Consider the following 25,619-nt stretch of genomic DNA (forward strand, 5'->3'; position numbering starts at 1 on the left):
GTCCTGGAAAGCTCAGCGCTGCGGTAGTTTTCGCACCGGTTGGGGCGTCGCAACGGCCGTTCCGCCATCTAGCCCCAATTGGCGCAGGGTGTCCAGTCGGGCCTGGGCCCGAAAGGCGTATTCGCTGGCCGGAAACCGGACCTGGATGAAACGATAGGTCTGGGCGGCGTCGGCGTACAGCTGCTGCTGCTCGAGACACTGGCCACGCAGCATGGAGAATTCCGGCTGCAGCCAGGGGCGGGCGCGACCCTTGCGCTCGGCCTGGGAGATCTGCAGCAGGGCATTGGTGCAGTCGCCTTCAGCATAGGACTTGTAGGCGGCATCGAGATAGGAATTCATCGAAACGCTGGTGCAGCCGGTCAGGCCGAACAGCAGGAACAGGCAGAGATAAGGGCGCATGGAAAGTCCTCCTGCTCGCTAGATCGGCGCCCGGGCGCGCTTCTTGAGGGCAAACGACCATTGGTGTGACAGAGCTGCGAAAAGCCGTCATGTGCTGGCCACGCGACAGCGCTACAATGAGGTGCGCTTCGTGTTCTACGTCGACTCGGCGCTGAGGCGCCGACTCATGGTTGCAATCCGCTAAAGGAAAGACTGCATGATTTATCGCCGTACCAAGATCGTCGCCACCCTCGGCCCGGCCAGCAATTCTCCGGAAGTCCTCGAGCAGCTCATCATCGCCGGCATCGACGTCGCCCGCCTGAACTTCTCGCATGGAACGCCCGACGAGCACCGGGCCCGTGGTCAGCTGGTACGGGATCTCGCCGCCAAGCACGGTCGCCATGTCGCCCTGCTCGGCGACCTCCAGGGTCCGAAGATCCGCATCGCCAAGTTCGTCAACAAGCGCATCGAACTCAAGGTCGGCGATCCCTTCCGCCTGTCCATCGCCCATCCCCGTACCGAAGGCACCGAAGAAGTGGTCGGCATCGACTACCCGGGCCTGGTCACCGACTGCCGCGTGGGTGACGAACTGCTGCTGGACGATGGCCGCGTGGTCCTGCGCGTGGAAGGCATGACCGCCACCGAACTGCACTGCACCACCCTGATCGGCGGCCCGCTGTCCGATCACAAGGGCATCAACCGCCGTGGCGGCGGCCTCACCGCCCCCGCGCTGACCGACAAGGACCGGGAAGACATCAAGCTGGCCGCCTCCATGGAGGTCGATTACCTGGCCGTGTCCTTCCCGCGTGACGCCGAAGACATGCACGAAGCCCGTCGCCTGATGGAAGCCGCCGGTGGCAAATCCTGGCTGGTGGCCAAGATCGAGCGCGCCGAAGCCGTGGCCGACGACGAAGCCCTGGACGGCCTGATCCATGCCAGTGACGCCGTGATGGTGGCCCGGGGCGACCTGGGCGTGGAAATCGGCGACGCCGAGCTGGTGGGCATCCAGAAGCGCATCATTTCCCACGCCCGCCGCCTCAACAAGGCGGTGATCACCGCGACCCAGATGATGGAGTCGATGATCAGCAGCCCGATGCCGACCCGTGCGGAAGTCTCCGACGTGGCCAACGCCGTGCTGGACAACACCGACGCGGTGATGCTCTCCGCCGAGAGCGCCGCCGGCCAGTACCCGGTGGAAGCGGTCAAGGCCATGGCGCGCGTCTGCGTCGGTGCCGAGAAGCAGCCCACCAGCAAGCTGTCCAGCCACCGCCTGGGCCATACCTTCACCCGTTGGGACGAGAGCATCGCCCTGGCCTCCATCTACGTGGCCAACCACTTCCCCGGCGTGAAGGCGATCATCAGCCTGACCGACACCGGTTACACCCCGCTGATCATGTCGCGCCTGCGCTCCTCGGTACCGATCTTCTCCTTCGCGTCCAGCCGCGCCACCCAGGCCCGCACCGCACTGTTCCGCAACGTGCACACCATCCCCTTCGACCCGACCACCATGCCGGCGAACAAGGTGAGCCAGGCGGCGGTGGATGAATTGCTCAAGCGCGGCATCGTCGAGCACGGCGACTGGGTCATCCTCACCAAGGGCGACAGCTACACCAAGCGTGACGGCACCAACACCATGAAGATGTACCGCGTGGGCGATCTGCTGGTCTGATCCCTGCCGCCGGTCCTTGACCGGTGCTGACGAAAAAGCCCCGAACAGGCGACTGTTCGGGGCTTTTTCTTGGGCGGCCAGGGGTGGGCATACGGCAGGGCCGCACTAGAAGCCCTTGAAGGCGAGACCGGCCAGATGCAGGGCCGCAGTCCCCAGCACGCCCAGGCTACAGACGACGAGGATGCCACGCTGCAGCGAGCGCAATCGCCCCTCTCGGCGGGCCGCCAGGCGCGTGGCGTCGATCAGTGCAACGTTGGCCACTGGTGATTCACGCATCGTCTCACTCCCCGGCTGATTAATGCACTATATTCTCATTCTCACATAGATCAAGGGAGTCCGACGAGCGTCTGCCGGACTGTGGCAGAATAGCCGGTTTGGTGCGAACAGCCTGGGTGAACGATGGCGTTACGTTTCGAACGGCTCAAGTGGCAGGACTGGAAAGGCGCCTTCACGGAGCGCAACTACGAGCGCGGTCGGCGCCTGGCACTCGACGGCCTGGTGCAGCTGCGCTCGGCGGCCAGGGGCCAGCTCTATGCCGAGTGCAGCAGCCCGGCCGGACCGGCCTATCGGCAGGCGATCAGCCTGCGCGCGGGCGAGACCGCCTGGCGCGTCGACGCCCGCTGCACCTGCCCGGTCGGCCGCAACTGCAAGCATGCCGCCGCCGCGCTCATCGAGCTCGAACGGCTGCAACGCAGCGAGGCCGACCTGCCGGCCACGCCGGTTGCCAATCCGGAGCTGCCGCAACCGGTCCTGACCCTCGGCAGCCATACCCAGATCGATTACGACCGGCACATCGGCAAGATGCGACCCACGGTGCGCCATCGCGCCGCCCTGGCCTTCGCCTATGGCCCGCGGCGACTGTTCGGCACGCCGCCGCGCACCCCGGACGCCGACTATCCCGCGCGCCAGTTGCCGGCCGAACAACGCTGGCGGCAGACGCTGCTCGATCACGGCCTGCGCCTGGCGACCCGGCGCAGCGCGGCGCTGCCCGAGGACAGTGGCGAGATGTTCGAATTGCCGGACGACCTGGCCTGGCTCAGATTCGTGCAGCAGGTCATCCCCGGTCTGCGCGAAGCCGGCTGGCAGATCGAGGCCCATCCCGAATTCACCTTCGACCTGACACCGGTGGAAGGCTGGTACGGTCATCTCGAAGAGGTGCAGGACCCGACCGTCGCGAACGGCCAGTTCGATGTCGAGCTGGGTATCCGCCTGGGCCCGCGCCGCGTCAGCCTGATTCCGCTGCTGATCGATGCCCTGCGCCGCGAACCCTCCCAGTACGAACCGGCGATGCTGGCCAAGCGCGCCGACGACGAACCCGTGTTGCTGCGCATCGATCCTCCGCGCCTCGCCGGCCAGCAGGGCCGGGTGCAACGGGTCGCCGTGCCCCTGGGTCGGCTCAAGCCGATCCTGCAGATCCTCGGCGAGCTCTATGCCACCGACCGCCTCACCCAGGACCGCGCCCTGCGCCTGCCGCGCCTGGACGCCGCGCGCCTGGCCGAGCTGGACGAGCGCCTGCCGCTGGAATGGGAAGGCGGTGAGCGCCTGCGCAGCTTCGCCGAGCGGCTGCGCAGCTATGCCGCCGAGCCCGTCGTCCTGCCGGACACCCTGCACGCCGAGCTGCGCCCCTATCAGCGCGACGGCGTGGCCTGGCTGCAGGCCCTGCGCGAACTGGACGTCGGCGGCATCCTCGCCGACGACATGGGCCTGGGCAAGACGCTGCAGACCCTGGCGCACATCCTCGTCGAACAGGCCGCCGGGCGTCTGACCGCACCGGCGCTGATCGTCATGCCGACCAGCCTGATCCCCAACTGGCAGGACGAGATCGCCCGCTTCGCTCCCGGCCTGCGCGTGCTGACGCTGCAGGGCAGCGCCCGCAGCAGTCGCTTCGAGCGGATTCCCGAGCACGACGTGGTGCTCACCACCTATGCCCTGTTGCCCCGCGATGCGGAACGGCTGGCCGACTACGACTTCCACCTGCAGGTACTGGACGAAGCCCAGTCGATCAAGAACGCCGCCACCAAGGCGGCCCAGGCCGCACGCCATCTGCGCGCCCGTCATCGCCTCTGCCTGACCGGCACGCCGCTGGAAAACCACCTGGGCGAACTCTGGTCGCAATTCCATTTTTTGATGCCCGGTTGGCTGGGCGACGAGAAAGGCTTCAAGCAGGCCTATCGCATTCCGGTGGAGCGCGAAGGCGACGCACAGCGCCTGGCGGCGCTCAAGGCGCGGGTGCGACCCTTCATGCTGCGTCGCACCAAGCAGCGGGTCGCCAGCGAGTTGCCACCCAAGACCGAGATCGTCCAGCTGGTCGAGCTCAGCACGGCGCAACGCGAGCGCTACGAAGATCTGCGGCTGCTGCTGGACGAACGCGTCCGCGCCGAGATCGCCCGCCAGGGCATCGGTCGGAGCCAGTTGCTGATCCTCGATGCCCTGCTGCGGCTGCGCCAGGTCTGCTGCGATCTGCGCCTGGTACCCAACGAAGACGCCAGTGTGGCCAAGCCCTCGGCGAAACTGGCAGCACTGAACGAGCGCCTCGACGCCCTGCTCCCCGGCGGCAGTCGGGTCCTGGTGTTCTCCCAGTTCACCAGCATGCTCGATCTCATCGCCGCCGACCTCGACCAGCGCGGCATCGAGTACGTCACCCTGACCGGCGAAACCCGGGATCGGCGCACCCCGGTGCAGCGCTTTCAGAGTGGCGAGGTGCCGGTGTTCCTGCTCAGTCTCAAGGCCGGCGGCAGCGGTCTCAACCTGACGGCGGCGGACACGGTGATCCACTTCGACCCCTGGTGGAATCCGGCCGCCGAGCAGCAGGCCAGCGACCGTGCCTACCGCATCGGCCAGGATCGTCCGGTGTTCGTCTACAAGCTGATCGCCCGCGGCACCCTGGAAGAACGCATCCAGCAGCTGCAGCAGGAAAAGGCGCGGCTCAGCGCCGGGATCCTCAGCGAGAACAGCGGCGACTGGCGCCTGACCGAAAGCGACCTGGCCCAGTTGCTGGCGCCGCTGGATCGCTAGCAGGCCAGGCCAGCTGTCGCTCCTGACGACGCGGTACAACCGGCGTCGTCAGGAGCAGGGCGGGAAGGCCTTCGGCGCTACTTGTCGCCCTCGCCCACCCCATCGCCCGTCGCGTCCAGCACCCTGCTGGAAGGGAATCTGTTCGAGGCGACGCGGACCGCCAGCACCGACAGGGACAGCAGGAAGATGCCGCCGCAGAGATACAGCAGCCCGACATCCGGCGGCCGATGATGAGAGACATCACCGATCAGGTAGCGGGTCAGGGCCGTGATGGCGATATAGAGCAGAAAGCGGATGGGCAGGTGGTTGGTCTTGAAGTAGATGCCGACCATGGCCCCCAGCTCCAGGTAGATGAAGAGCAGCAGGATGTCATCGATGCTCGCCTGGCCCTTGTTGAACATCTCCATGAAGGCCATCACCGAGGCCCAGGCCGTGGCCGCGCCGATGGCGAACAGGCCGAAGTAGTGGAAGCCTTCCACCAGCAGGTTGCCGAGGGAATTCGCCCCGTCGTGCATGCGCTTGCGACCGCTGTCTGCCCATTTCATGGTCTGCCGCCCCATACCCGCGCCCGAAAACACCCACCCGCAGACTCGTCCATGTTGAAATTCCCGTTCTCAAGGTTGCTCTGGCACCAGCCGCTCTTATAGCGAGAAGCCGGACCGCCGACCAGTGCGCAACTGTCGCAGACTGGACGGCCCGGCGCTGGCAGGCTAAAACCTGGGGAAAAGCCCGCAAGGGCTCTGGAGTCTACTGTGGAAGCGCGCCTCTCCTGCCTCGCCTGCCTGGACCGGCCCGATCCCCGGCTGCTGGAAGCCGCCCTGTGGATCGCGGCCGAGCACCATGAGCGGATCGATCCCCCCGCTCTGCTGCACTCACTGGACGACCTGGCGCTGCGCCTGGTCGCCACCCTGGATGGCGATGCCAGTCACTCCGAGCGCGCCCAGGCCCTGTTACGGCAGCTGTGCGACGCCGGCTTTCGCGCCGCCGAGTGGCCCCTGAATCCCACCGCCGCCCTGCTCGACGAGGTCCTGGCGCGCCGGCGCGGCCAACCCCTGTCGATCGCCCTGGTGGCCCTGGAGCTGGCCCGGCGCCTGGAGATCGACCTGCAGGGCATCGGCTTTCCCGGGCATTTCCTGTTGCGCGTTCCCGGTGCGGATCATCTGCTCGAGCCCTTCGGCGGACGCCGCCTGTACATGAACGACTGCCGCCAGTTGCTGGTGGATCAGTTCGGTCCCGCCGCGCAACTGCAGGCGAGCTACCTGGCGCCCCTCGGCCCGCGGCAGATGATGCAGCGCCTCTCGCGCAATCTGCGTGAGCTGCATCGCCAGTGCGACCAGCCGCTGGCCGCGCTCAAGGATGCCCAGCGGGTCATCGAGCTGGGCGCGGTCGGGGTCTTCGATCACCTGGCGCGCGCCGACCTGTACCGCCAGCTCGACTGCCCCCAGGCCGAGCGCTACGACCTGCAGCACGCCCTGCTGATCAGCGAAGACGACGCCGAACGCGAGCAGGTGCGACGGCGGCTGGAGCAGCTGGGCGCGCCTTCCGCCACCCTGCACTAGCCACGCAGCAACCAGAGCACCAGCTGGGCGCCGAGCAGATTGCCCAGCCCGGCCAGCACCATGACCAGGCCGGCCACGGTGCCCTCCTCCAGACCGACCTCGTAGGCCTTGCTGGTCCCCACGCCATGGGCACCCATGCCGAACAGGGCGCCACGGGCCAGGGCCGACTTGAGCGGCAGCAGCTTGATCAGCAGGCTGCCGAGGATGGCCCCACCCAGGCCGGTGATCATCACGAAGGCCGCGGTCAACTCGGGAACGCCCCCCACGGTGGCGGACATCGGCATGGCGAAGGGGGTGCTGATGGAGCGCGGCAGCATGGACAGCAGTACCCGGTCATCGAGCAGCAGCAGGCGGGCCAGCAGCCAGGAACTGCCGATGGCCACGCCACTGCCGACGCAGAGACCGGCCAGCAGCGCCTGCCAGTAGCGCGCCAGCAAGCGGCGCTGCTGCCAGATCGGCACGGCAAAGGCCACCGTCGCCGGTCCCAGCAGGGTGATCAGCCAGTGGCTGTAGTGGGCGTATTCGGCATAGCTCGCCTGCTGCCAGAGGGTGGCGGCATAGAGCAGCACCGTGACGAAGATGATCGGACTGACCACATACCAGCGCAGCCGGGCATAGAGCAGCCGACTCAGCGCATAACCCGCCACCGTCAGCAGCAGCCAGAAGAGTCCGGGCAGATCAAGCATCGCGACGCCCCCGGCGGCGGAACATCCAGTCCACGGTACAGGCGGTCGCGACCATGGTCAGCACGGTACTGAGCAGGATGGCCAGCAGGATGCGCACGCCTTCCTGCCGCAGCAGCGGGCCGTAGTCGAGCAGGCTCAGCAGGGCGGGAATGAAGAACAGCAGCATCTCACCCAGCAGCAGGCGCACGCCGCCCTGCAACCATTCGGGCTCCACGAGGCGCGTGGCCAGCAGCACCAGCAGCATGGCCAGGCCCACCACGCCGCCCGGTACCGGCAAGGCGAAATAGGTGGCCAGCCAGGTACCCACGCCCCACAGCGCGCCCAATCCGCACAGCTCCAGAGCCAGGCGCAGATATCTATTCACCCAGGGCTCCATCTCAAATCTTCATCAGGCGCCCAAGGATACCGAGGCTGAGGGGACGAGGACAGTAGACCGGGCCAGGCGGCGGGATCAGGACGGGTAAAGCAGCTTTGCGGCCTGGGCGAGATCAGCCCAGGGCGGCGATGACCTCGGCGACCCAGCGCTCGGCATCTTCGTCCGGCGTCACCGTTTCACTGGCATCGATGCGCAGCATGGGCAGCAGTTCGCGCAGCCCCAGCTCGGCGAACAGCTCCTGCATCAGCTCGCCGCCACCGCAATAGGTGTCGCCATAGCTGGAATCACCCAGGGCCAGTACCGCGCCGGGCCGACCGGACCAGGGCGGCAACCGATCGCGCAGCTGGAAATACAGGGATTCCAGATTGGCGGGTAATTCGCCCATGCCGGTGGTGGAGGTAATGGCCAGCAAGGCTTCGGGTGCGTAGGCCTCCAGGCTGGCGAGATCGGCATTGGGCTGGTGCCAGACCTCATGGCCTGCCGCGGTCAACCGCGCCTTCACCTGCCGGGCGATATCTTCCGCGGTGCCATAGACCGAGCCATTCAACAGTGCGACTTTCATACGGACCTCTTGCGTGGAATCCCCTCCAGTATGCCTGGCGCGGCCCGGCTTGGCGCTCCGTCAGCAAGATGGCTCCGCTGGCAACCCCGGCTGCAGCCAGGGGTCTCAAGGCTTGGTATGCTAGCGCCGCCTGCTACCCCAGGCGTTTTCGCCACCTGTCCGCCTACCCGGCGGCGTGACGGCATCCGGCCTATCCGGCCCGATCGCCCGGAGTTGGAGCATGAATCAGCCTGTTACCCTCATGGTCGCGCGGCGCGTCGCGGCCGGCCAATACGATGCCTTTCTAATCTGGCTGCGCGAAGGCGAGGCCCTGGCCACCGGGCATCCCGGCTATCTCGGTTCGGGGGTCCTGACGCCACCTCCAGGCGACAACCTGGTACAGATCATCTTTCGCTTCGCCTGTCCCCAGACCCTCGACGCCTGGGAACACTCGGAGACGCGGCGCCTCTGGCTGGAGCGTGGCCAGGGCCTGTTCGAAGCACCCCTGGCGCGGCGCGCCCAGGGCATGGACGACTGGTTCGGCGCGGGCCTCCAGCCGCCGCCGCGCTGGAAGCAGAGCATCGCCGTCTGGCTGGCGTTCTTTCCGATCTCGCTGCTGTTCAATGCCGCTTTCGGCGACTACCTGGCGCATCTGCCGTTGTTGCCACGCATCCTGCTGAGTACCCTGATCCTCACCCCGGTCATGGTCTGCGTCTTCATTCCCCTGATCACCCGGGCGCTGAGGGGCTGGCTGCACAACGCCTCGTCGCGGGCCAGCGACTGGCGCGGCAGCGCCCGCTAGGCCCGCACGGATCGGCCTGCATCCTGACGCGTCGAATGCGTACAATAGCCGCGGCCAGTACCCTGGCCGCTTCGCTCATCAGGATCGGGTACCCTCATGTCCGCAACCCTTCCCCTTCTGGTCACCGGCGCCAATCGCCGCGTCGGTCTCGCCTTGACCCGCCGGCTGCTGGCGGAGGGCCAACCCGTCATCGCCGTCTATCGCGACGATCCGGGCCCCTTGCGTGGCCTCGAGATCGAGGCCTATCAGGTCGATCTGGCGGAAGAGGTACAGCGCGACACCCTGCTGCAGCAACTGCATGAACGCCATCCGGCATTGCGCGGCATCGTGCACAATGCTTCGGTCTGGGCCGAAGACGGCCTGGAAAACCTGCGGCTGCTCTATCGTCTGCATTTGGAAGCGCCCTACCACCTCAATCTGGGCCTGCAGGACCTGCTGCTGGCCGCTCCGCGGGCCGACATCATCCATATCGGCGACGACAGCGCCACGCGCGGCAGCCGCAACCACATCGGCTACGCCGCCACCAAGGCCGCCCTGCACAATCTGACCCTGTCCTTTGCCGAAGCCCTGGCACCCAGGGTGCGGGTCAACACCATCGCGCCGGGGCTACTGATCTTCAAGGAAGGCGCCGACGAGGCCTATCGCCAGGCGACCCTGGACAAGGCGCTGCTGGATTTCGAACCCGGCGCCGATCCCATCGTGGATACCGTGCTCTATCTGCTGTCGACCCAGTACGCCACCGGCAGTACCTTCACCGTCAACGGCGGGCGCCACCTGCGCCACGGCCGCCGCTAGCAAGAGGAATCCGTCATGACCGAACAAGACCGCCTGGAACTGGAAGCCGCTGCCTTCCGCACCCTGGTCGAGCACCTGCGCAAGCGCACCGATGTGCAGAACATCGACCTGATGAATCTGTCCGGCTTCTGCCGCAACTGCCTGTCCAAGTGGTACAAGGCCGCGGCCGACGACAAGGGCCTGGAACTGAGCCTGGACGATGCCCGCGAGATCGTCTACGGCATGCCCTATGCCGACTGGAAAGCCCAATACCAGGCCGCGGCCTTCCAGGAGCAGCAGAGCAAATGAGCGATCTCGCCAGCTTCCGCGCCAGCCTGGCCCGGGGCGACCATGCCTTCGCCGACACCCTGGCCTTCGTCGCCGAGCACTACCGCTACCAGCCCACGGCCTTTCGCAACGGCGAGGTGGACAACGCCGCGGGCCAGAACGAAGGCTCCTGCAAGACCCTGGGTCTGGCCAGACTCGAGGGCCTGAGCGATGAAGAGGCGCTGCTGGCCTTTGGCGAGCACTATCGCAGCGTGTTGCAGACGCCCGAGGGTAGCGATCACGCCAATATCCGCGCCCTTGTCGCTCAAGGCCTGGCCGGCGTGGGCTTCCAGGGCGAGCCCCTGACGCGTCGCTAGACCTTTGTGCGACCATAAAAAAAGCCCTGCAGATGCAGGGCTTTTTCGTGGACCGGGCTCAGACGGCAGCCGCGGGTCTCATGTAGGAAATCGGTGCCAGACCGGAGTCTTCGAAGGTCACCACTTCCCAGGCATCACGATCGGCCAGCAGCGCACGCAGCAGGCGATTGTTCATGGCATGGCCGGACTTGTAGCCGCGGAATTCGCCGATGAGGCTCTTGCCGAGCAGGTACAGGTCGCCGATGGCGTCGAGGATCTTGTGCTTGACGAATTCGTCTTCGTAACGAAGGCCGTCTTCGTTGATCACACCCTTCTCGTCGACCACGATGGCGTTGTCGACGCTGCCACCCAGGGCCAGGTTGTGCGATCTCAGGAATTCCAGGTCACGCATGAAGCCGAAGGTACGGGCACGGCTGACTTCCTTGAGGAAGGAGGTGCTCGAGAAGTCCACCGAGGCTTTCTGGGTACGGTTGTTGACCACCGGGTGATCGAAATCTATTTCGAAGGTCACCTTGAAGCCGTCGAAGGGCACGAAGGTGGCGCGCTTGTCACCGTCGACGACGCTCACTTCACGCTTGATGCGGATGAACTGCTTGGCCGCTTCCTGTTCCTGCAGACCGGCGGACTGGATCAGGAACACGAAGGGACCGGCACTGCCGTCCATGATCGGTACTTCGACCGCGGACAGCTCGACGTAGGCATTGTCGATTCCCAGACCGGCCATGGCCGACAACAGGTGCTCAACGGTACCGACCTTGACGCCACTGTCACTGAACAGGTTGGTCGACATGGTGGTTTCACCCACGTTCTCGGCCCAGGCCGGGATTTCCACGACCGGATCGAGATCGGTGCGACGGAACACGATCCCCGTATCGACCGGAGCCGGCTTCAGGGTCAGGTAAACCTTTTCCCCGGAATGCAGGCCGACGCCAGTGGCGCGAATGGTGTTCTTGAGGGTGCGTTGTCTAATCATGCCAGGGCCGCTCGGTCGCAGGGTGCGAATGGTGTTCAACGAAGTCGCGATGATAGCAGATGCGAAAATCGATGCCCACTAATCACACCCTGGCTTGTGATATACCCGATCAATCAGCCTGACGACGCAGGAAGGCCGGGATGTCCAGGTAATCCAGGTCGTCGTTGGGATTGACCTTGGTCGCCGCTGCCGAGCCGCCATGATTCTGGCTGCCACGACCGGAGCGCATCGAGGTCGGGTACTTGAGGTCGTCGTAGTTGACCGGAGCGCTTTCCTGACGGGCCGCGGCCAGGGTCTGAGCGGTGTTGTCCACCACCTTGACCGGCTTCTCGATGCGCGCACCCAGGCCGGTGGCGACCACGGTGACGTGCAGCTCGTCGCGCATTTCCGGATCGATCACCGCGCCGACCTTGACGGTGGCGTGCTCGGACGCGAAGTCCTCGATGATCTCGCCGACGGCGGCGTATTCACCCAGGGACAGGTCCAGCCCAGCGGTGATGTTGACCAGGATGCCGCGAGCGCCGTGCAGGTTGACGTCTTCCAGCAGCGGGTTGCGGATGGCGGCTTCGGTGGCTTCGCGCGCACGGTTCGGACCGCTGGCGTGGCCGGTACCCATCATGGCCATGCCCATCTCGCCCATCACGGTCTTGACGTCGGCGAAGTCGACGTTCATCAGGCCGGGACGCTGCATGATGTCGGAGATACCGCGAACGGCGCCGGCGAGGACGTCGTCAGCCTTGGCGAAGGCGGCCAGCAGGCTGGCGTCCTTGCCCAGAATGGTCAGCAGCTTCTCGTTGGGGATGGTGATCAGCGAGTCGACGCATTCGGACAGGGAGCGAATGCCTTCGTCGGCGACCTGCATGCGCTTGCGGCCTTCGAAGGGGAACGGACGGGTAACCACGGCAACGGTCAGGATACCCATCTCCTTGGCCACTTCAGCGATGATCGGCGCGGCACCGGTACCCGTGCCACCGCCCATGCCGGTGGTGATGAAGACCATGTCGGCGCCTTCGAGGACTTCGGCGATGCGCTCACGATCTTCCATGGCCGCCTGGCGGCCGATTTCCGGGTTGGTGCCCGCACCAAGACCCTTGGTGACGCCCGGGCCGAGTTGCAGCACGGTACGGGATGTGACGTTCTTCAGGGCTTGGGCGTCGGTATTTGCACAGATGAATTCGACGCCTTCAACACCGCTTTTGACCATGTGGTTGACGGCGTTGCCACCGCCACCGCCCACGCCGATGACTTTGATCACGGCGCTTTGTGGAATGTTGTCTACGAGTTCGAACATGGTCCCCTCTCTTCCTTTCGGATCTTCGCCTACTGCCGCGGTTTAATTGTGAATTACAAGTTGCCCTGGACCCAACGCTTCATGCGTTCCAGGACTGTGGATTTGGTTTCGCTGCTATATCCGCCAGAAACAACCGGCAAGGGATCGGTCTGCTTTTGCAGACCATAGAGCAACAGGCCGACGCCTGTGGAATAGATCGGGTTGCTGATCACGTCAGTCAGACCCTTGACCGTCTGGGGCACCCCCAGGCGTACCGGCATATGGAAAATCTCTTCCGCCAGCTCGACCGCGCCTTCCATCTTCGCGGTGCCACCGGTGAGTACGATCCCTGCGGGGATCAGATCCTCGTAACCACTGCGGCGCAGTTCCGCTTGCACCAATGTGAATAGCTCATCGTAACGGGGCTCGACCACTTCCGCGAGGGCCTGACGCGACAATTCTCGCGGCGGACGATCACCCACGCTGGGCACCTTGATGGTTTCGCCCGGTCCAGCCAGTTTCGCCAAGGCACAAGCATACCGAATCTTGATTTCTTCGGCATATTGCGTTGGGGTTCTCAAGGCCATGGCGATGTCGTTTGTGACTTGGTCGCCAGCAATGGGTATTACCGCCGTATGGCGGATGGCGCCCTCGGTGAAGATGGCTATATCGGTAGTGCCGCCGCCAACATCCACCAGGCAGACGCCCAGTTCCTTTTCATCGTCGGTCAGCACCGAATAGGCCGAAGCCAGCTGCTCGAGAATGATGTCGTCGACTTCCAGGCCGCAACGACGAACACATTTCTCGATGTTCTGCGCGGCGTTGACGGCGCAGGTAACGACATGGACCTTGGCTTCCAGACGCACACCGGACATGCCCAGGGGCTCGCGCACCCCTTCCTGGTTGTCGATGACATAGTCCTGGGCCAGGGTGTGCAGCACGCGCTGGTCGGCGGGAATGGCCACCGCCTGGGCGGCATCGAGCACCCGCTCGATGTCCGCAGGGCTCACTTCACGATCGCGGATCGCCACGATACCGTGGGAATTCAGACTGCGAATGTGATTGCCGGCAATGCCGACGAAGGCCGAATGGATCCGGCAACCGGCCATCAGCTGGGCTTCTTCGATGGCCCGCTGGATGGAGGCGACGGTGGATTCGATATTGACCACCACGCCCTTCTTGAGCCCGCGCGACGGATGGGTGCCGATCCCGACGATCTCGATCTGACCATCGGAAGACACCTCGCCGACCAGAGCCACGACCTTGGAAGTGCCGATGTCGAGGCCGACGATCATCTTGCCGCTTTGCACGCTTGCCATAGTAAAAAACTTCTCCTCAATGCTTGGCCGGTTCGGTCACGGGGGTGGCGGCGACAGCGGGATCACGCCAGGCCACGGCCAGACCGTTCGGATAACGCAGATCGATCCGCGCGATATTGTCCATCTGTGCCTTGAGCACCTGATCGTACAGGCGCATGAAGCGCCGCATCTTTTCCACCAGCTGGTCGCGGCCGAACACCAGTTCCAGGCCCTGACCGGTGGTGAGGTACCAGCTGCCGCGCTCATGCATTTCCAGGCGCGACACGGTGTAACCGAGCGGCCGGAGCATCTGGCTGAACATCTGGTACTGCTGCATCACCTGCTGCTGGGCCCGCTTGGGGCCGTACAGCCGCGGTAGATTGTCATAGTTGGCCAGATCCTGCGGGGCAAAAGCCTCACCCTGGTTGTTCAGCAGCGCCTCGTCGCCCCAGCGGGCGATGGGCATCTGCTCTTCCAGGCGGATGCTGATCTCGTCCGGCCAGACCCGGCGCACCTCGGCGTGGGCGATCCACGGCATGGTTTCCAGTTCATGGCGCATGTCGGCCAGGTCGACCTGGAAGAAGGTGGTGCCGACAAAGGGCGCGATTCGCTGCTGCACCGCGGCCTGGCTGATGTAGGAGAGATCGCCCTTGACGCTGACCTTGGCAATCGGTCGGTCGGCATAGGGCAGCAATTTCTGGGCGCCTTCGTAGGTGCCGAAGCCCAGGCCCAGCAGCAGGAACGGCCAGAGGATACGCTTGAGCAGACCCAGGCTCGGGCGTGGCAGGCGTGTCGACAGCGGCTCTTCGGCGACCAGGCGACTGGCGCCCCGTTGTTCGACGTTGCGCGACCGACCGAAGCCGGGCTGGTTGTGACGTAGGGTGGCGACCAAGGTTCAGCCCTCCACGTGCGCGCCGGCAACAGTGGTTGCCGGCAAGGGGTTGTACGGATGACGGCTCATGCCGAACTCCCGGTGGTCGCGGCAGTGGCGAACAGCGGATGGTTGAGCAGTTGCGGCGCCAGCGCGCCGATGTCGCCCGCGCCCTGGCAGAGCAGGATGTCGCCCGGGCGCAGCAGTGGCTTGACCAGCGGCGCGATGTTGCTGCCGCGCTCGACATAGATGGGATCGAGCTGACCGCGCTGGCGGATGCTGTGGCAGAGCTGGCGGCTGTCGGCTCCGGGAATGGGTTCTTCGCCGGCAGGATAGACTTCCATCAGCAAGAGGACGTTGGCATCGGCCAGCACCTGGACGAAGTCTTCGTAGAGATCGCGGGTACGACTGAAGCGGTGCGGCTGATAGACCATTACCAGCCGGCGCTCGGGCCAGCCGCCGCGCACGGCCTTGATCACCGCGGCGACTTCACGGGGATGGTGACCGTAGTCGTCCACCAGCATGACGCTGCCACCGGCGACCGGCAGTTCGCCGTACACCTGGAAGCGCCGCCCTACCCCCTGGAAGCCGGACAGCCCATTGAGGATGGCCTCGTCGCTGACGCCTTCGTCGGTGGCGATGGCGATGGTCGCCAGGGCGTTGAGCACGTTGTGCACGCCCGGCATGTTGACCGAGACCGCCAGCGGCGCGCGGCCCTCGCGCAGCACGGTGAAATAGGTGCGCATGCCTTCCTGGCGGATGCCCACGGCACGGACGTCGGCGTCTTCGGCGGTGCCGTAGGTGACGGTGGGCCGGGCGACCTGGGGAATGATCTCGCGCACCACCGGATCATCGACGCAGAGTACGGCCAGGCCATAGAACGGCAGGTTGTGCAGGAAATCGACGAAGGTGCGCTTGAGCCGATTGAAGTCACCTTCGTAGGTGCTCATGTGGTCGGCGTCGATATTGGTGACCACGGCAACCATGGGCTGCAGGTGCAGGAAACTGGCGTCGCTCTCGTCGGCCTCGGCGATCAGGTAGCGGCTGGTGCCGAGCTGGGCATTGGTACCGGCGGCATTGAGGCGGCCCCCGATGACGAAGGTCGGGTCCAGGCCTTCGGCCGCGAACACCGAGGCGATCAGACTGGTGGTGGTGGTCTTGCCATGGGTACCGGCGACGGCGATGCCGTGGCGATAGCGCATCAGTTCGGAGAGCATCTCGGCGCGGGGCACCACGGGAATGCGCTGCTCGAGGGCGGCGGAGACCTCCGGATTGGATCTGTTGATGGCACTGGACACCACCAGCACGTCGACCTGATCCAGGTTCTCGGCGCGGTGGCCGATGTAGATGCGCGCGCCAAATTGCTGCAGGCGCGCGGTTACCGCGGATTCCTTGAGGTCCGAGCCCGAGACTTCGTAACCCAGGTTCAGCAGCACCTCGGCGATGCCGCACATGCCGACGCCGCCGATACCGACGAAGTGGATGCGCCGGATGCTGCGCATGCGCCGAACCTCGGCCTGAATGGCACTTTGCGACTTAACCACGGGCAACCTCCAGACAGGCGTCGACGACTGCGCGGGTGGCATCGGGTTTGGCCAGGGCGCGGCTGCGAGCGGCCATGCCGGCAAGACGTTCGGGATGCATCAGGACCTCGGTAAGCTGCGCGGCGAGATCCGCCGGGCGGGTGGAATGTTGCGGCAGCACCACACCGGCACCGGCGCGCTCCAGAAAGCGCGCATTGCTGGTCTGGTGGTCGTCGATGGCATGCGGCAGGGGGATCAGCAGCGCCGGCAGGCCGGTGGCGGTCAGCTCGGCGACGGTCAGGGCACCGGCCCGGCAGATCACCAGATCGGCCCAGGCATAGGCGGCGGCCATGTCGGCGATGAAGGGCTGGACATCGGCCTCCACGGCGACGTTGGCATAGCGCTCGGCGGTCACCTCGGCATGCTGGCGACCGGCCTGGTGGCGCACATTGGGCCGCAGGCCAGCGGGCAGCTGGGCCAGGGCGTCGGGCAGCAGCTTGTTGAGCGGCTCGGCGCCCAGGCTGCCGCCCAGGACCAGCAGATTGGCGGCGCGCTCTTCCAGCGGCGCGCGGGTCACCGGGGCGAAGAGTTCGGCGCGCACCGGATTGCCGGTGGACAGGCGCTTGGCGGACGCCGGGAAGGTGTCGGCAAAGCCTTCGCAGACCCGTGCGGCCATGGGCACCAGCAGGCGGTTGGCGGTGCCGGCATGGGCATTCTGTTCGTGGATCACCAGGGGAATGTTGCACAGCCTGGCGGCCAGACCACCGGGACCGGTGACGAAGCCGCCCAGGCCCAGCACGCAGACCGGCTTGAGCCGGCGCATGAGCCCCACGGCCTGCATGAGCGCCCCGCTGAGTTGCAGCGGCGCCTTCACCAGGGAGCGCACGCCCTTGCCTCTCAGGCCGGTGACCGGAATGTGGTGCAGGGTGATGCCGGCCTTGGGCACCACGTCGTTCTCGATGCCGCGCGGGGTACCCAGCCAGTGCACGGTATAGCCGCGGGCTTCGAATTCACGAGCGCAGGCCAGGGCCGGGAAGACGTGCCCGCCGGTGCCGCCGGCCATGATGAGGACGTTAGCGGACATCGGCGAAATCCTCTTCGGTGAATTCCACATCCTCGGTATCCACCAGGGTGCGTCTCTCCCACTCGATGCGCAGCAGCAGGCCCATGCTCACGCAGCAGATCACCAGGGAGCTGCCGCCATAGCTCAGGAACGGCAGGGTCAGGCCCTTGGTCGGCAGCAGGCCGACGTTCACGCCGATGTTGATCAGGAACTGGCCGATCCAGAGCATCGACAGGCCGTAGGCCACATAGGCCGAGAAGAACTGCTTGGACTGCTCGGCCCAGTGACCGATGAACAGCCCGCGCACGCAGACGAAGAGGAACAGGCCGACGGTGGCCATGGCACCGATCAGGCCGAGTTCTTCGGCCAGCACGGCGAAGAGGAAGTCGGTATGGGCCTCGGGTAGATAGAACTGCTTCTGGATGCTGTTGCCCAGGCCGAGACCGGTCCAGCCGCCGCGACCGAAGGCGATCAGCGCCTGGGTCAGCTGGTAGCCGGAACCGAACTGGTCGGCCCAGGGATCGGTGAAGGTGATCAGGCGCTGCATCCGGTATGACTGGGTCTGCACCAGCACGAACACCGCCAGCACGGCCAGGGCGACCATCATCAGGAAGCGGAACAGACCGACGCCGCCAAGGAACAGCATGGCACCGGCGGCGCCCATCATCACTACGGTGGCACCGAAGTCGGGTTCGCGCAGCAGCAGCATGGCCATCGGCAGGAGCACGATGAAGGGCTTGAAGAAGCCGGCCCAGGTGTGGCGCACCTCATGCTGACGACGAACCAGGTAGCCGGCCAGATAGAGCACCACGAAGACCTTGGCGATCTCCGAGGGCTGCACGTTGAAGATGCCGAAGCCGATCCAGCGCAGGGAACCGTTCACCTCGCGGCCGATGCCGGGCACCAGCACCGCCACCAGCAGGAGGAAGGCGATGATCAGCAACGGAAAGCCGAAGCGCTGCCAGGTGGCCATGGGGATCAGCATCACCACGCCGCAGGAGACGAAGCCGATCGCCAGATAGACCAGGTGGCGGTACATGAAGTACAGCGGATTGCCCGACTGGGCGGCGGCTACCTCGGAGGAAGCCGAGGTCACCATCACCAGGCCGAGGCCGAGCAGCAGCAGGCAGCCCGCCAGCAGCGGGAAGTCCAGGTCGATGCCATGGCGGCTGGCCAGCGGCGAGGGATAGGGGCGCAACAGGCTGAGGATCATGCCAAGGCTCCCACGGCCTGGGCGAACAGCCGCCCGCGTTCTTCGAAGTTGCGGAACATGTCGAGACTGGCGCAGGCCGGCGACAGCAGCACGGCGTCGCCCGGCTGGGCCAGCCGGCGGCTCTCGGCCACGGCTTCTTCCAGGGTGGTGACACGCACCTGTTGCACGGTGGCCGGCAGGATCTCGGCGATCCGTGCCGCGTCGCGACCCAGCAGCACCACGGCGCGACAGTGACGCGCGATGGGCTCGCGCAGGGCACTGAAATCGGCGCCCTTGCCGTCGCCACCGGCGATCAGCACCAACTGGCCGGCGATGTCATCGCCGAGGCCTTCGACCGCGGCCAGGGCAGCGCCGACGTTGGTCGCCTTGGAATCGTTGTAGTAGTTGACGCCCGCGACCTCGCCGACCCACTGGCAGCGATGCTCCAGACCCGGGAAGGCGCGCAGGGCCTCCAGCATGGGTGCCAGCGGCAGACCGGCGGCCTGGCCGAGGGCCAGCGCGGCCAGGGCATTGCTGTGGTTGTGCGTACCGCGGATCTTGAGTTCCTCGACATCCAGCAGGTTGTCGAAGGCCAGCGCCAGATAGCGACGGCCCTCCTCCTCGCGAATGCCGAAGGCACGGAAATCGGGCCGTCCCAGGCCGAAGGTCAGGCGCGGCACATCATCGCCGATCAACGGCCGCGACAGCGCATCGTCGCGATTGATCACCACCTGGCGGGCGCCACGGAAGATGCGGTGCTTGGCCTGGTGATAGGCCGGCATGCCGGTGTAGCGATCCATGTGGTCTTCGCTGAGGTTGAGCACCGTGGCCACCTCGGCGTTGAGCCGCTCGCAGGTCTCCAGCTGGAAGCTCGACAGCTCCAGCACATAGAGCTCGACGTCATCGGCCAGCAGGTCCAGCGCCGGGGTACCGAGGTTGCCCCCCACGGCCACGCGCTTGCCGGCGCGCAGCGCCATGTCACCCACCAGGGTGGTGACGGTGCTCTTGGCGTTGGAACCGGTAATGGCGACGATGGGTGCCTGGGCGTGGCGCGCGAACAGCTCGATATCGCCGGACAGCCGCACGCCCCGGGCGGCGGCCTCCTGCAGCGCCGGCGTTTCCAGGGCCAGGCCGGGACTCACATAGAGTTCGGCCGCACGGGCGAGGAAGTCGACATCCAGCTCGCCGCAGCGCACCTCGACCTGGGGATACTGGGTTTTCAGGGTCGCAAGTTCCGGCGGCTGTTCCCGCGTGTCGGCCACGGCAAAGGGCACGCCCCGGCGCGCGAGAAAGCGCACCAGCGACATGCCACTCTTGCCGAGGCCGACGACGATACGGAACTGGTCGGAAGCGATGAGCACTGCGATTACCTCAGTTTCAGGGTGGCGAGACCGAACAGCACCAGGATCACGGTGATGATCCAGAAGCGCACGATGACCCGCGGTTCGGGCCAACCCTTCAATTCGAAATGGTGGTGGATCGGCGCCATGCGGAAGACGCGCTTGCCGGTCAGCTTGAACGAGGCGACCTGGATGACCACCGAGAGGGTCTCCATGACGAAGACGCCACCCATGATGAACAGCACCACTTCCTGGCGGACGATGACGGCGATGGTGCCCAGGGCGGCGCCCAGCGCCAGAGCGCCGACGTCACCCATGAAGACCATGGCGGGATAGGTGTTGAACCAGAGAAAGCCCAGGCCCGCCCCGATCAGGGCGCCGCAGAAGACGATCAGTTCGCCGGAGCCTTCCACATAGGGAATCAGCAGGTAGTCGGCGAATTTCACGTTGCCCGACAGGTAGCAGAAGATGCCCAGGGCGCCGCCGACCATCACGGTGGGCATGATCGCCAGGCCGTCGAGGCCATCGGTGAGGTTGACCGCGTTGCTGGAGCCGACGATGACGAAGTAGGTCAGCACAACGAAGAAAATCCCCAGCGGGATCTCGATGTTCTTCAGCAGCGGCAGGATCAGCGTGGTTTCGATCGGCGCCTTGGCCGTGACATAGAGGAAGATCGCCGCCCCCAGGCCGAATACCGATTGCCAGAAGTACTTCCAGCGACTGGGCAGACCGCGGGAATTCTTCTCGATCACCTTGCGATAGTCGTCGACCCAGCCGATGGCGCCGAACAGGAAGGTCACCGCCAGCACGGTCCAGACGTAACGGTTGTGCAGATCGGCCCACAGCAGGGTGCTGATACCGATGGTGGTCAGGATCAGGGCGCCGCCCATGGTGGGGGTGCCGGATTTGGACAGGTGCGACTGGGGGCCATCGTTGCGCACGGCCTGGCCGATCTGGCGGATCTGCAGGGTGCGGATCATCCAGGGGCCGAGCCACAACGACAGCAACAGGGCGGTCAGAACGCCCAGAATGCCGCGCAGGCTGAGGTATTGGAAGACGGCGAAGCCCTTGTAGAACTGTTGCAGGAACTCCGCCAACAGCAGCAGCATCAGTGTTTCTCCTCGGTGTTGATAGCGCAAAGCGCGGCGACGACCTTGTCCATCGCAGCGCTGCGGGATCCCTTGATCAGCAGGGTGGTTCCGGCCCGGTCCTCGTCAGCCAGGGCCTCGATCAGCTGTTCGCGATCGGCGAAATGCCGGGCCTCGACGCCATAGGCGCGGGCCGCATGGGCCATCGAAGGACCGACGCTGTAGAAGGCATCCACCTTGCCGCGGGCGTGCTCGCCCACCTCGCGATGGCCCTGTTCGGTCCACTCGCCCAGCTCGGCGATGTCGCCCAGGACCACCACCCGACGGCCCGACAGGGCAGCCAGCAGGTCGATCCCGGCCTTCACCGACGCGGGGTTGGCGTTGTAGCTGTCATCGATGACCTGGGCGCCGTGCTGGCTGGTGCGGGTCAGGGTGCGCCCCTGCACCGGCGCCGCCGCGGCGAGACCACGGGCGACGGTGTTCAGGTCCAGGCCGAAGCTGAGCGCCGCAGCGGCAGCGGCCAGGGCGTTGCCGACGTTGTGGGCACCCAGCAGCTGCAGGGTGACCGGCGCCTCGCCCTGGGCGCTGTGCAAGAGGAAGCTCGGGCGGCCCTGGGCATCCAGGGTCACCTCGCTGGCGCGGACGTCGGCGCGGGCATCCAGGCCGAAGGCGACGACGGTGCGACCGGCCGCGCGGCGCTGCCAGGTCTCGAAGGCGGCGTCATCGCGGTTGAGCACCACGGTGCCCGTCTCGCCCACGCCTTCGATGATCTCGCCCTTGGCCTCGACGATACGATCGACGCCGCCGAATTCGCCCACATGGGCCTGGCCGGCATTGGTAATGATAACGACATCCGGGCGTGTCAGGCTCACGGTGTAGGCGATGTCCCCGACGTGCGAAGCACCCAGTTCGATGACGCCAAAGGCGTGCTCGGCAGCCAGTTGCAGCAGGGTCAGGGGCGCCCCGAGATCGTTGTTCAGATTGCCCTGGGTGGCCAGGGTGGCGCCCTGCTGACGCAGGATGGCGGCGAGCAGCTCCTTGACCGTGGTCTTGCCACTGGAGCCCGTCACGGCAGCGAGCTTGCCCTGGAACAGATCACGATTGAAGGCGCCCAGACGACCCAGCGCCAGGCGGGTATCGGCGACCACCAGCTGGGGCAGATGGACCTCGGGCACAGCCCGCTCCACCAGGGCTGCCGCGGCACCCTGAGCGGCCACGTCGGCCAGATAGGCATGACCATCGAAGCGCGGCCCGCTCAAGGCGACGAAGAGCTGGCCGGCCACGGCCTTGCGACTGTCGGTACCGACGCCGTCGAACAGGGCATCGGTACCCAGCAGATTGCCGGTCAGGGCCTCGGCCACTTCGGTGAGGGTGAAGGTTCTAAGCATGCTGTCGCTCCCAGGCGGTCAGGGCCCGCTCGGCCTGGTCGAGATCGGAAAAGGGATGACGGACACCGGCGATTTCCTGGTAGGGCTCATGGCCCTTGCCGGCCAGCACCACGATATCCTGGGCGGTCGCCGCGACCACGGCCTGGGCGATGGCCGCTTCGCGCCGGCCGGCGAAGCTCACCTGCTCGGGATGCACGAAGCCGGCGCGGATGTCGGCAACGATGGCGGCCGGATCCTCGGTACGGGGGTTGTCGTCGGTCACCACCACCTGATCGGCCAGGCGCTCGGCCACCGCGGCCATCTCCGGCCGCTTGCCGCGATCGCGATCGCCGCCACAGCCGAACACGCAGACCAGCCGACCCTGGGCACCGACATGGGGCCGCAGGGCCGTGAGCACCTTGTCCAAGGCATCGGGGGTGTGGGCGTAGTCCACCACCACCAGCGGTCGCCCGGCGCCACCCAGTCGCTGCATGCGCCCGGCCGGGCCCTGCAGTTGCGGGAGGATGGCGAGGATGTCGGCCAGCGCATGACCGAGCCCCAGCAGGGCACCGATGGCGGCCAGCAGGTTGCTCAGGTTGAAGCGCCCGATCAGCTGGCTGCGCAATTCACCCTCGCCCTGGGCGGTGACCAGCCGGGCGCGTACGCCGTGGTCATCGAACTGGATGGCCTGGCAGTGGAGGTTGGCAGCCGGATCGCTCAGGCTGTAGGTCAGGGTCGCTGCCGGGCTGGGACGAGCCGCCAGTTCGCGGCCAAAGGCGTCATCCAGATTGAGGACGCGGGCACCGAGCCCCGGCCAGGCGAACAACTGGGCCTTGGCTTCGCCATAGGCGGCCATGGTCCCGTGGTAATCGAGGTGATCGCGAGACAGGTTGGTGAAGACCGCGACCTTGAAGGCCAGCGCCGCCACCCGACCCTGCGCCAGGCCATGGGAGGATACTTCCATGGCGACTGTAGCGGCGCCGTCCTCGGCCAGTTCGGCCAGGGTCGCCTGCAGCTTGAGGGCATCCGGGGTGGTGTGACGGCCTTCGGCGAGGGCGCCATGGAAGCCGCTACCGAGGGTGCCGACGATGCCGCAACGCTGACCGAGCAGGTCGCAGGCCTGGGCGATCAACTGGCTGACACTGGTCTTGCCATTGGTACCGGTGATGCCGACCAGCGCCAGGCGCCGGCTCGGCTCGCCGTGGAAACGACCGGCGATGGCGGAAAGCCGCGCGGCCAGGCCTTCGACGGCGACCAGGGGGATGTCCAGGGCCGGCAGCGCGGGAGCGTCCTTCGCCTCATAGGCGATGGCCGCGGCGCCGCGCTCGGCAGCGCTGGCGATGTGGGCGCGGCCGTCGCTGTGCAGACCGGGAATGGCCAGGAACAGCGAGCCCGGGCGGACGTCGCGACTGTCCAGTGCCAGGCCACCAATGTCGACGGCCGTGGCAGCTTCAGGCAGGAGGTCGGTCAGCAGGCGGCTCATCGATCACGCTCCCCGACCAGCAGCGGCTTGCCGGCCTGGGCCTGCTGCACCGGCAGCGGCTGGAGGTTGTCCGGCTGGATGTTCATCAGGCGCAGGGCGCCGGACATCACGCGGCTGAACACCGGTGCCGAGACTACGCCACCGTAGTAGCCGCCCTTGCTCGGACGATCGATCACCACCACCGCGGCCAGGCGCGGATTGCTGGTGGGGCCGAAGCCGGCGAACAGCGAGCGATAGGAATTCTCGGCATAGCCACGGGTGCCGGTGCTGGTCTTGCGCGCGGTACCGCTCTTGCCGGCGACGTGGTAGCCCGGTACCTGGGCGCGGAAGGCCCCGCCCGGAGCTTCCACGACCTGCTGCAGCATGCCCTGCAGGGTCTTGGCCACGCGTTCTTCCACCGCCTGATCGCTGGCCGGGGCCTTGTCCAGGCGCACCATGGACAGCGGCACCGAGCGACCGTCGTTGGCCAGCACCGAATAGGCATGGGCCAGTTGCACGGCGGTCACCGCCAGGCCATAGCCATAGGACAGGGTCGCGGTCTCGGCCGGACGCCAGTTGCGATGGTTGGGCAGGTTGCCGACCCGCTCGCCGGGAAAGCCCAGACCGGTGTCCTGGCCGAGGCCCACGGCGCGCATGGCGTTGTAGATGTTCTCGCCACCCACGTCGAAGGCGATCTTGCTCATGCCGACGTTGCTGGACTTGATGAGGATGCCGGTCAGGTCCAGGGCGCCATCGCTGTGGGAGACGTCCTTGATGGTGTAACGACCGATCTGCAACGAACCGGGATAGACGTTGACCTTGTCGGTGGGCTTCCAGCGACCGCTGGCGAGCGCCGCGGTCATGGAGATCGGCTTCATCACCGAGCCGGGCTCCATGACGTCGATCATCGCCCGGTTGCGCATGGCGGCCGGTTCGAGACTGCGGCGATTGTTGGGGTTGTAGGTGGGCATGTTGACCATCGCCAGGACCTCGCCGGTCTTGACGTCGACGATGGTCAGGCTGCCGGCCTCGGCTTCGAACTGGGTCAGGGCATTGCGCAGTTCGCGCGCGGCGAGATACTGCAGCCGCAGGTCGATGGACAGCGCCAGGGTATTGCCCGGCTTGGCGTTCTTGGCGACCTGGACATCGCGGATCAGCCGACCGCGGCGATCCTTGACCACCTGGCGACGACCCGGCACGCCGGACAGCCATTCGTTGAAGGCCAGCTCGATGCCTTCGCGGCCGTGGTCGTCGATGTCGGTGAAGCCGACCACATGGGCCGCCACCTCACCCGCCGGATAGAAACGCCGAAATTCCTCGATGTCGTAGACCCCGGGAATCTTGTGCGCCTTGACCTGGCTCATCACCGCCTCACCCTGCTCGGGCGTGAGGCCACGGGCCAGGTAGAGAAATTCCTTGCTGGCGTTCTGCTCGATGCGCTTGGCCAATTCCGCACGCGGCTGGCCGACGGCATCGGCCAGGGTCGCCCAGCGATCCTCGGCGCCCAGCAGTTCCTTGGGATTGATCCACAGGGTGGTGACCGGCGTACTCACGGCCAGGGGCTCGCCGTTGCGATCGGTGATCAGGCCACGGTGCGCGGGAATGGGGATGGTGCGCACGCTGCGCGCATCGCCCTGCCCCTTCAGAAAGGCCCGGTCGATCACGTGCAGATCGACGATGCGCCAGATGATGGTGCCGACCATGACCAGCAACAGCCCGATAATGAGG

The 25,619-nt window shown here is 66.2% G+C and carries 25 protein-coding genes; 7 read left to right on the plus strand and 18 right to left on the minus strand.

The genetic code is table 11. From position 1 onward, the window contains the following. Window positions 1-12 precede the first annotated feature (12 nt). Entirely contained in the window at window positions 13-399 is a 387-nt protein-coding gene (locus PVZ77_RS10770; RefSeq protein ID WP_133862536.1) for a tetratricopeptide repeat protein, read from the minus strand. Window positions 400-595: 196 nt separating this feature from the next. Between PVZ77_RS10770 and pyk the strand changes: the two genes are divergently transcribed. After that, window positions 596-2,047, plus strand: coding sequence for a pyruvate kinase (gene pyk, locus PVZ77_RS10775; protein ID WP_007162037.1), 1,452 nt, complete (start codon window positions 596-598; stop codon window positions 2,045-2,047). Between the two features lie 105 nt (window positions 2,048-2,152). On the opposite strand, the gene PVZ77_RS10780 is transcribed toward pyk, so the two are convergent. Next, window positions 2,153-2,323 (minus strand): hypothetical protein, encoded by a 171-nt coding sequence (locus PVZ77_RS10780; protein WP_273806442.1) that lies wholly within the window; start codon window positions 2,321-2,323, stop codon window positions 2,153-2,155. A gap of 123 nt (window positions 2,324-2,446) precedes the next feature. On the opposite strand from PVZ77_RS10780, the gene PVZ77_RS10785 reads away from it, so the two are divergent. After that, window positions 2,447-5,062, plus strand: coding sequence for a DEAD/DEAH box helicase (locus PVZ77_RS10785; RefSeq protein WP_273806443.1), 2,616 nt, complete (start codon window positions 2,447-2,449; stop codon window positions 5,060-5,062). A gap of 77 nt (window positions 5,063-5,139) precedes the next feature. Here PVZ77_RS10785 and PVZ77_RS10790 read toward each other — a convergent pair whose 3' ends face one another. Next, window positions 5,140-5,607: a phosphate-starvation-inducible protein PsiE gene (locus PVZ77_RS10790; RefSeq protein ID WP_273806444.1), complete on the minus strand. Its 468-nt coding sequence runs from the start codon at window positions 5,605-5,607 to the stop codon at window positions 5,140-5,142. Window positions 5,608-5,814: 207 nt separating this feature from the next. Here PVZ77_RS10790 and PVZ77_RS10795 point away from each other — a divergent pair, with 207 nt between their 5' ends. Beyond that, window positions 5,815-6,621: a SirB1 family protein gene (locus PVZ77_RS10795; RefSeq protein ID WP_273806445.1), complete on the plus strand. Its 807-nt coding sequence runs from the start codon at window positions 5,815-5,817 to the stop codon at window positions 6,619-6,621. Here the strand turns inward: PVZ77_RS10795 and PVZ77_RS10800 are convergent. The 3 genes from PVZ77_RS10800 to PVZ77_RS10810 all read right to left on the minus strand — a co-directional run bounded on the left by PVZ77_RS10800 (window position 6,618) and on the right by PVZ77_RS10810 (window position 8,245). Beyond that, a complete protein-coding gene (locus PVZ77_RS10800) occupies window positions 6,618-7,307 on the minus strand; it encodes an LrgB family protein (RefSeq protein ID WP_273806446.1) in 690 nt (229 codons plus the stop codon). The genes PVZ77_RS10795 and PVZ77_RS10800 overlap by 4 nt on opposite strands. Next, window positions 7,300-7,683: a CidA/LrgA family protein gene (locus PVZ77_RS10805; protein WP_273863210.1), complete on the minus strand. Its 384-nt coding sequence runs from the start codon at window positions 7,681-7,683 to the stop codon at window positions 7,300-7,302. The genes PVZ77_RS10800 and PVZ77_RS10805 overlap by 8 nt, the downstream gene beginning before the upstream one ends. A gap of 112 nt (window positions 7,684-7,795) precedes the next feature. After that, window positions 7,796-8,245, minus strand: a complete 450-nt coding sequence (locus PVZ77_RS10810; protein WP_273806448.1) for a flavodoxin — start codon at window positions 8,243-8,245, stop codon at window positions 7,796-7,798. A gap of 220 nt (window positions 8,246-8,465) precedes the next feature. Here PVZ77_RS10810 and PVZ77_RS10815 point away from each other — a divergent pair, with 220 nt between their 5' ends. From PVZ77_RS10815 to PVZ77_RS10830, 4 genes are all read left to right on the plus strand, one after another. Beyond that, on the plus strand, window positions 8,466-9,026 hold the full coding sequence (locus tag PVZ77_RS10815; RefSeq protein WP_273806449.1) for an antibiotic biosynthesis monooxygenase: 561 nt from the start codon (window positions 8,466-8,468) through the stop codon (window positions 9,024-9,026). Window positions 9,027-9,122: 96 nt separating this feature from the next. Next, window positions 9,123-9,821 (plus strand): dihydromonapterin reductase, encoded by a 699-nt coding sequence (gene folM / locus PVZ77_RS10820; protein WP_273806450.1) that lies wholly within the window; start codon window positions 9,123-9,125, stop codon window positions 9,819-9,821. 15 nt (window positions 9,822-9,836) lie between these two features. Further along, on the plus strand, window positions 9,837-10,109 hold the full coding sequence (locus PVZ77_RS10825; protein ID WP_273806451.1) for a DUF1244 domain-containing protein: 273 nt from the start codon (window positions 9,837-9,839) through the stop codon (window positions 10,107-10,109). Then, window positions 10,106-10,444 (plus strand): HopJ type III effector protein, encoded by a 339-nt coding sequence (locus PVZ77_RS10830; RefSeq protein WP_273806452.1) that lies wholly within the window; start codon window positions 10,106-10,108, stop codon window positions 10,442-10,444. The genes PVZ77_RS10825 and PVZ77_RS10830 overlap by 4 nt, the downstream gene beginning before the upstream one ends. 58 nt (window positions 10,445-10,502) lie before the next feature. Here the strand turns inward: PVZ77_RS10830 and lpxC are convergent, their stop codons facing one another. The 12 genes from lpxC to PVZ77_RS10890 form a co-directional block, all read right to left on the minus strand. Continuing rightward, a complete protein-coding gene (lpxC, locus tag PVZ77_RS10835; RefSeq protein WP_017640702.1) occupies window positions 10,503-11,417 on the minus strand; it encodes a UDP-3-O-acyl-N-acetylglucosamine deacetylase in 915 nt (304 codons plus the stop codon). 109 nt (window positions 11,418-11,526) lie between these two features. Next, window positions 11,527-12,708 (minus strand): cell division protein FtsZ, encoded by a 1,182-nt coding sequence (ftsZ, locus tag PVZ77_RS10840; protein ID WP_133862548.1) that lies wholly within the window; start codon window positions 12,706-12,708, stop codon window positions 11,527-11,529. A gap of 53 nt (window positions 12,709-12,761) precedes the next feature. Continuing rightward, window positions 12,762-14,006: a cell division protein FtsA gene (gene ftsA, locus PVZ77_RS10845; protein WP_017640704.1), complete on the minus strand. Its 1,245-nt coding sequence runs from the start codon at window positions 14,004-14,006 to the stop codon at window positions 12,762-12,764. Between the two features lie 16 nt (window positions 14,007-14,022). Next, a complete protein-coding gene (locus PVZ77_RS10850; RefSeq protein ID WP_133862549.1) occupies window positions 14,023-14,877 on the minus strand; it encodes a cell division protein FtsQ/DivIB in 855 nt (284 codons plus the stop codon). A 65-nt stretch (window positions 14,878-14,942) separates the two neighbouring features. Next, the gene (gene murC, locus PVZ77_RS10855) at window positions 14,943-16,358 is read right to left on the minus strand and encodes a UDP-N-acetylmuramate--L-alanine ligase (RefSeq protein ID WP_273806659.1); all 1,416 of its coding nucleotides are present in this window, start codon (window positions 16,356-16,358) and stop codon (window positions 14,943-14,945) included. 34 nt (window positions 16,359-16,392) lie between these two features. Next, window positions 16,393-17,463, minus strand: coding sequence for an undecaprenyldiphospho-muramoylpentapeptide beta-N-acetylglucosaminyltransferase (gene murG, locus PVZ77_RS10860; protein ID WP_273806453.1), 1,071 nt, complete (start codon window positions 17,461-17,463; stop codon window positions 16,393-16,395). Further along, complete coding sequence (gene ftsW, locus PVZ77_RS10865; protein WP_133862632.1) at window positions 17,453-18,652, minus strand: putative lipid II flippase FtsW; 1,200 nt, start codon at window positions 18,650-18,652, stop codon at window positions 17,453-17,455. The genes murG and ftsW overlap by 11 nt, the downstream gene beginning before the upstream one ends. Beyond that, window positions 18,652-19,995, minus strand: coding sequence for a UDP-N-acetylmuramoyl-L-alanine--D-glutamate ligase (gene murD, locus PVZ77_RS10870; RefSeq protein ID WP_273806454.1), 1,344 nt, complete (start codon window positions 19,993-19,995; stop codon window positions 18,652-18,654). The genes ftsW and murD overlap by 1 nt, the downstream gene beginning before the upstream one ends. 5 nt (window positions 19,996-20,000) lie before the next feature. Further along, a complete protein-coding gene (gene mraY / locus PVZ77_RS10875; protein ID WP_007162057.1) occupies window positions 20,001-21,083 on the minus strand; it encodes a phospho-N-acetylmuramoyl-pentapeptide-transferase in 1,083 nt (360 codons plus the stop codon). Then, entirely contained in the window at window positions 21,083-22,450 is a 1,368-nt protein-coding gene (locus PVZ77_RS10880; RefSeq protein WP_273806455.1) for a UDP-N-acetylmuramoyl-tripeptide--D-alanyl-D-alanine ligase, read from the minus strand. The genes mraY and PVZ77_RS10880 overlap by 1 nt, the downstream gene beginning before the upstream one ends. Further along, entirely contained in the window at window positions 22,443-23,912 is a 1,470-nt protein-coding gene (locus PVZ77_RS10885) for a UDP-N-acetylmuramoyl-L-alanyl-D-glutamate--2,6-diaminopimelate ligase (RefSeq protein ID WP_273806456.1), read from the minus strand. The genes PVZ77_RS10880 and PVZ77_RS10885 overlap by 8 nt, the downstream gene beginning before the upstream one ends. Further along, the gene (locus PVZ77_RS10890) at window positions 23,909-25,594 is read right to left on the minus strand and encodes a peptidoglycan D,D-transpeptidase FtsI family protein (protein WP_372240063.1); all 1,686 of its coding nucleotides are present in this window, start codon (window positions 25,592-25,594) and stop codon (window positions 23,909-23,911) included. Before PVZ77_RS10890 ends, PVZ77_RS10885 begins: the two co-directional genes overlap by 4 nt. Window positions 25,595-25,619 lie beyond the last annotated feature (25 nt).

The organism is Pseudomonas sp. SHLD1, assembly GCF_028640935.1.
GTDB classification, from domain to species: domain Bacteria; phylum Pseudomonadota; class Gammaproteobacteria; order Pseudomonadales; family Pseudomonadaceae; genus Chryseomonas; species Chryseomonas aestiva.